Origin of the sequence: Streptacidiphilus anmyonensis (assembly GCF_000787855.1) — a bacterium.
In the GTDB taxonomy this organism is placed as follows: Bacteria; Actinomycetota; Actinomycetes; order Streptomycetales; family Streptomycetaceae; genus Streptacidiphilus; species Streptacidiphilus anmyonensis.
Genome location: NZ_BBPQ01000027.1, coordinates 92076 through 97126, shown reverse-complemented (window position 1 = coordinate 97126; position 5051 = coordinate 92076). Strand labels below are relative to the sequence as shown.

Here is a 5051-nt window from a genome sequence, read left to right as displayed (position 1 = left end):
CCAAAACCCACCTCGACCACAGCATCAGCGCCACCGCTCTCAGCCTCATCCGCCTCCACGCCTGGTGGAACGGCCGCCCCCTCGACCGCGCCAACCACAGCCACCTGGCCAGACTCCAACTCGGCCTGGCTGCATAGGTGTTGGAATTGGCCACCAAGATCGCGCAGCGTCGGTGACTGCGATGCCCGGGTGCGAGGTTGACGCGGCCGGGCAGGTGTGACCGGGAGGGGCAAGAGGTTCGACCTGCCATTTTGTCTTGTATATTGAGACAATCTATCCTACTTTGCGAGCGGCTTTGACTGCCCTGCGTCATGGGCCTGAAGGCGTGGAGGGGCCTGTGGCGTCGAGTCCCTCTCCTCCTCCGGATGGGAAGGTTCAAGCGGCGGCAATGAGGGACCCGGTGGGCAGGGAGTCGATGAAGGTGTCGACGGCTTCGAACAGCCGCTGCTCCGCGTCCGGGGTGAGCTCCACCGTGTCGCCGATGGGCGACTGGATGGAGCGGTCGAGCAGGAAGACCCCGCCGACGATGTGCCGCGCGGCGAGGGCGCTGAGGACGGGGCGCAGCGCGTAGTCGATGCTGAGCAGGTGGGCGATGGTGCCGCCGGTCGCCAGAGGCAGCACCGTCTTGCCGGCCAGGCCGTCTTGGGGCAGGAGGTCGAGGAAGGCCTTGAGCAGGCCGGTGTAGGACGCCTTGTAGACGGGGGTGGCGACGACGATGCCCTCGGCGGCGGCGACGGCGTCCAGTGCGCGGCGCACTTCGGGGTGGTCCACGTCCACCTCCAGGAGTGCGTCCGGCGGCAGGCCGCGCAGGTCGAGGTGTTCGGCGTCGAATCCGTTCAGGGAGAGTCGGCTGGTCAGGTGGTCGGCGAGAAGTGCGGTGCGGGATGACCGCGACGGGCTTCCGGAGATGACGAGGAGGGTGGGCACGAAAGGCTCCCGGGGTGAACGTAGGGGCGTAGGAGGAGCAGCAGGTCGACGCGGGGGCGGCCGGAGCGGCCCCCGCTCACGGTCAGGCGACGGCTTCCGCCGGGTGGTGGAACTGGTTGGCCGGGACCGGGAGGCCGTAGTGCTCGCGCAGCGTGGTGCCTTCGTACTCCTCGCGGAACAGGCCCTTGCCGCGCAGGATCGGCAGCACGTGGTCGATGAAGGCTTCGAGGCCGGACGGCAGGGCGGGGGCCATGATGTTGAACCCGTCTGCGGCCCCGCCCTCGAACCAGGCGGTGATGGTGTCCGCTACCTGTTCGGGGGTGCCGACGAACTCGAAGTGGCCGCGGCCGCCGCCGATGCGGGAGATCAGCTGGCGGACGGTCAGGTGCTCCCGTACGGCGAGTTCGATGAAAAGGTCCGCGCGGCTCTGCGAGCCCTCCAGCTTCGGGCGGCCGAGGATGAAGTCCGGCAGGGGCTTGTCGAGTTCGAGGGCGGAGGGCTCGGTCTCGAAGACGGCGGCGATCTGCCGCAGCCCGTACTCGGGCGCCCTCAGTTCGTCGAGTTCGGCGGCGACCGTCCTGGCTTCGGCCTCGGTGGATCCGAGGTAGGGGACGATGCCGGGCAGGACGATCATCTGGTCCGGGTTGCGTCCGGCGGCCTTGGCCCGTGCCTTGATGTCGCGGTAGAAGTCGGCCGCCCGCTCGTAGGTGCGGTGGGCGGTGAAGATCGCCTCGGCGTGCCGGGCGGCGAAGTCCTTGCCGTCCTCGGAGGAGCCGGCCTGGACCAGCAGCGGATAGCCCTGCGGCGGGCGCTCGACGTTGAGCGGTCCCGCCACGGTGAAGTGGGGGCCGCGGTGGTCGATCCGGTGCAGGCGTGCCGGGTCGGCGTAGCGTCCGGTTGCCTTGTCGGCGGTGACGGCTTCGGACTCCCAGCTGTCCCACAGCGCCTTGGTGACCTGAAGGAACTCGTCCGCCCGGGCGTAGCGCTGGGCGTGGGCGGGGCGGTCGGCGAGGCCGAAGTTGGCGGCCTCGTCCCTGCCGGCGGAGGTGACGATGTTCCAGCCGGCGCGGCCGCCGCTGACGTGGTCGACGGAGGCGAGTCGGCGGGCGAGGTTGTAGGGGTCGTTGTAGGTCGAGGAGACGGTGGCGATGAGTCCGATGCGGCTGGTCGCCTGGGACAGGGCGGTCAGCAGCGTGAGCGGTTCGAGCTGGCCCGGGGGACGGAACTCGCCGGTGCCGTTGAGGGCGGGTCCGTCCGCCAGGAAGAGGGAGTCGAACTTGGCGCTCTCGGCGAGTCTGGCGAGCGCGATCCAGTGCTGCAGGTCGAAGTCGGCGCGGGCGTTGGCGGCGGGCAGCCGCCACGAGGCCTCGTGGTGGCCGGCTTCCATGAGGAAGGCGTTGAGGTGGAGCCGGCGCGGTGGGGTGGTGCTCATTCCTGTTGGTCCTTTCCGAGCTGGGTGTGCTTTGTTTCAGCCGAGCTTCGAGCTGTCGTAACCGGCCGGGAGGATGCTGTCGGTGATGGAGGCGACGTTGACCTTCACGCTGATCTGCCCGGCCTGCAGGAAGGCGTCGCCGAGCTGCTGCTCGGCCGCGATGTCGGCTGGCAGTACCGGTGTCACCCGCGATTCCTGTGCGATCAGCGCCACCTTGGCATCGGCGAGCGAGATGCCGTCCTCCTGTGAGAGCGCCTGCGCGTACTGGTCGGTGTGCTGGTGCGCCCAGGCGAACTCGTGGGCGAGACGCTGGAGCAGATCGGTCAGGGCGGCGCGCTTGACCGGGTCGGCGAGGCTCTTGTCCGAGGCGACGTAGTAGCTGCTGGTTTGGTCGATGGGGGGCAGGCCCTTGGCGAGGATCCGGGCGCCGTGCTCGACGGCGATGGCCGACTGCGGGTTCCAGATCGCCCAGGCGTCCACCTTGCCGGTGGCGAAGGCGGTGGCGCCGTCGGCCGGGGGAAGGAAGACCAGCTGCACGTCCTTCGGGGTCAGGCCAACGCTCTTCAGCGCGTTCAGCGCGAGGCCGTGCGCCGAACTGCCCTGCGGGACTGCGAGCTTCTTGCCGCGCAGGTCGGCGAGGTTCCGGATCGGCGAGCCCTGCGGCACGATGATGTTTTCCTGCGACTGCGTTGGGCGCAGGGACCGGTTGACCGCGACGATCTTGAAGCCGTACTCCTTGGCGGCGCCGGTGATGGGTGGCACATCCCCGACGGCGCCGAGGTCGATGTCGCCGGAGGCCGCGGCCTGGATGAGCGGCGGGCCGTAGGTGAAGCGGGCGAAGCGCACCTTGTAGGGCGCGTTGTCGAAGACGCCGGTGATCTTCGCCAGCGCCTGGCTGCCGTCGCCGCCGTTGTCGCCGATGGTGAAGGTGTACTGGCTCCACTCGGGGTGCGCGGCGGTGGACGGGCCGCTGAGCGGGGCCACGGCCTGAGTGTTGGAGGAAGCGCAGGCGGCGAGGGGGAGCGCCAGGGCGACAGAGCCGAGAGCGGCCAGGAGGCGAGAGGTTCTGGGGGTGCGAATGCGCATGGGTGCTCGGATGCTTTCTGTGAAGTGTAGAAAGGGGCGGTCAGGACTGGTCGGCGAGGACGAGGCCGAGGTCGTGCAGCAGGGCCGTGCGCAGTTCCTCGCGGGCGGCGCTCGCCTCGCGGTCGGCGGTGGGGATTTCGACGGGGTGCTCGTTGCCGATGCGTCCGTCACGCATGACGACGATGCGGTCCGCCAGGGCGATGGCCTCGTCGACGTCGTGGGTGACCAGCAGCATCGCCGCGTGATGCCGCACGCGCAGGGCGCGCACCAGGTCGTGCATGCGTAGCCGGGTGATGGCGTCGAGTGCCGCGAACGGCTCGTCCAGGAGCACCAGTTCGGGCTCGGAGACGAGTGCGCGGGCCAGGGCGACGCGTTGTGCCTCGCCGCCGGAGAGTTCCTTGGGCCAGGCGCGTTCGCGGCCGGAGAGTCCGACCTCGGCGAGCGCGTCGCGGGCGCGTTGTTCCGCGTCCGGGCCGGTAAGACCCAGGGTGACGTTGCGCAGGACCCTTTGCCAGGGCAGCAGACGGTCGGCCTGGAAGACCACCGCGCGCCTGGTCGGTACCTCGACGCGGCCGCCGTCGGGGCGGTCCAGACCGGCGAGCAGGCGCAGCAGGGTGCTCTTGCCGCAGCCGGAGGGTCCGAGCAGGACCACCAGTTCCTCATCGGCGATGGCCAGGTCCAGGCCGTCGAGCACGGTTCGGTCGCCGAAGCGGCGGACGACGTGCTCGACCAGGGCCCCGGCCTGCCGCTGGGGCCGCGTCGGGGTCGTGACGGTGGTGCTCATGCCGCCTCATATCCCGGGCGCCACCGCAGCAGCACACGTTCGAGAGCGCGAACGAACTGGTCGGCGACCAGGCCGAGGATCGAGTAGATCGCCAGGCCGACGAAGACCTGGTCGGTCTGCAGGTAGGTCTGTCCCTGGGTGATCAGGAAGCCCAGACCCTGGTCGGCGTTGACGGTCTCGGCGGCGACCAGGCCGAGCACGCTGTAGGCGAGGGAGAACCGCAGGCCCACCAGGAAGCCCGGCAGCGCGCCGGGGACCAGGACCCGCGTGACCAGCCGCAGCCGGCCGGCTCCCGTGGTCCGCGCCATCTCGATCAGCCGCTGGTCGACGCCGCGGATCGCGGCGAACAGGTTGAGGTACATCGGCACGCCCGCGCCGAAGGAGATCAGCAGCACCTTGGTGAGCTCGTCGATGCCGAACCAGACGATCATCAGCGGCAGCAGGGCCAGGAGCGGGATCGTGTTGACGACCTGCACCAGGCCGTTGAACAGATACTCACCGCTGCGCAGCAGTCCGCCGAGTACCCCCGCGGTAATACCAACGGTCAGGCCGAGGGCGAGGCCGAGCCCGGCTCGCTGGAGCGAGATCGCCAGGTCTGGCCCCAGCACGCCCTGGTCCCATAGGCGTTGGGCCGTGCCCACGAGCGAGGTAGGCGCTGGGGCGTAGGCGGGTGACAGGACACCGGTCCTGGCCAGAATTTCCCACAGGACCAGGACGACGGCCGGTGTGGTGTAGATCCCCAGCGGCCAGCGCAGTCGGCCGCGCAGGACCCCAAGCGCCGATCGGCGGGTGTTGCCGGGGGGGAGGAAGACCTCCCCCCCG

At 70.1% G+C, this 5051-nt stretch carries 5 protein-coding genes; all 5 read right to left on the bottom strand.

The features are described 5' to 3' along the window. Nucleotides 1–375 precede the first annotated feature (375 nt). Nucleotides 376–927 carry an NADPH-dependent FMN reductase gene (gene ssuE / locus TR50_RS22905; RefSeq protein WP_042424829.1) on the bottom strand — a complete coding sequence of 184 codons (552 nt, stop codon included), beginning with the start codon at nucleotides 925–927 and terminating at the stop codon, nucleotides 376–378. 82 nt (nucleotides 928–1009) lie between these two features. After that, nucleotides 1010–2359, bottom strand: coding sequence for an LLM class flavin-dependent oxidoreductase (locus TR50_RS22900; protein WP_042424826.1), 1350 nt, complete (start codon nucleotides 2357–2359; stop codon nucleotides 1010–1012). Nucleotides 2360–2395: 36 nt separating this feature from the next. After that, nucleotides 2396–3343 carry an aliphatic sulfonate ABC transporter substrate-binding protein gene (locus tag TR50_RS22895; protein WP_236654542.1) on the bottom strand — a complete coding sequence of 316 codons (948 nt, stop codon included), beginning with the start codon at nucleotides 3341–3343 and terminating at the stop codon, nucleotides 2396–2398. Between the two features lie 142 nt (nucleotides 3344–3485). After that, complete coding sequence (locus tag TR50_RS22890; RefSeq protein WP_042424818.1) at nucleotides 3486–4229, bottom strand: ABC transporter ATP-binding protein; 744 nt, start codon at nucleotides 4227–4229, stop codon at nucleotides 3486–3488. Next, nucleotides 4226–5051: ABC transporter permease (locus TR50_RS22885; RefSeq protein WP_042424816.1), on the bottom strand; the 826-nt coding region annotated here is incomplete at its 5' end. The genes TR50_RS22890 and TR50_RS22885, both read right to left, overlap by 4 nt.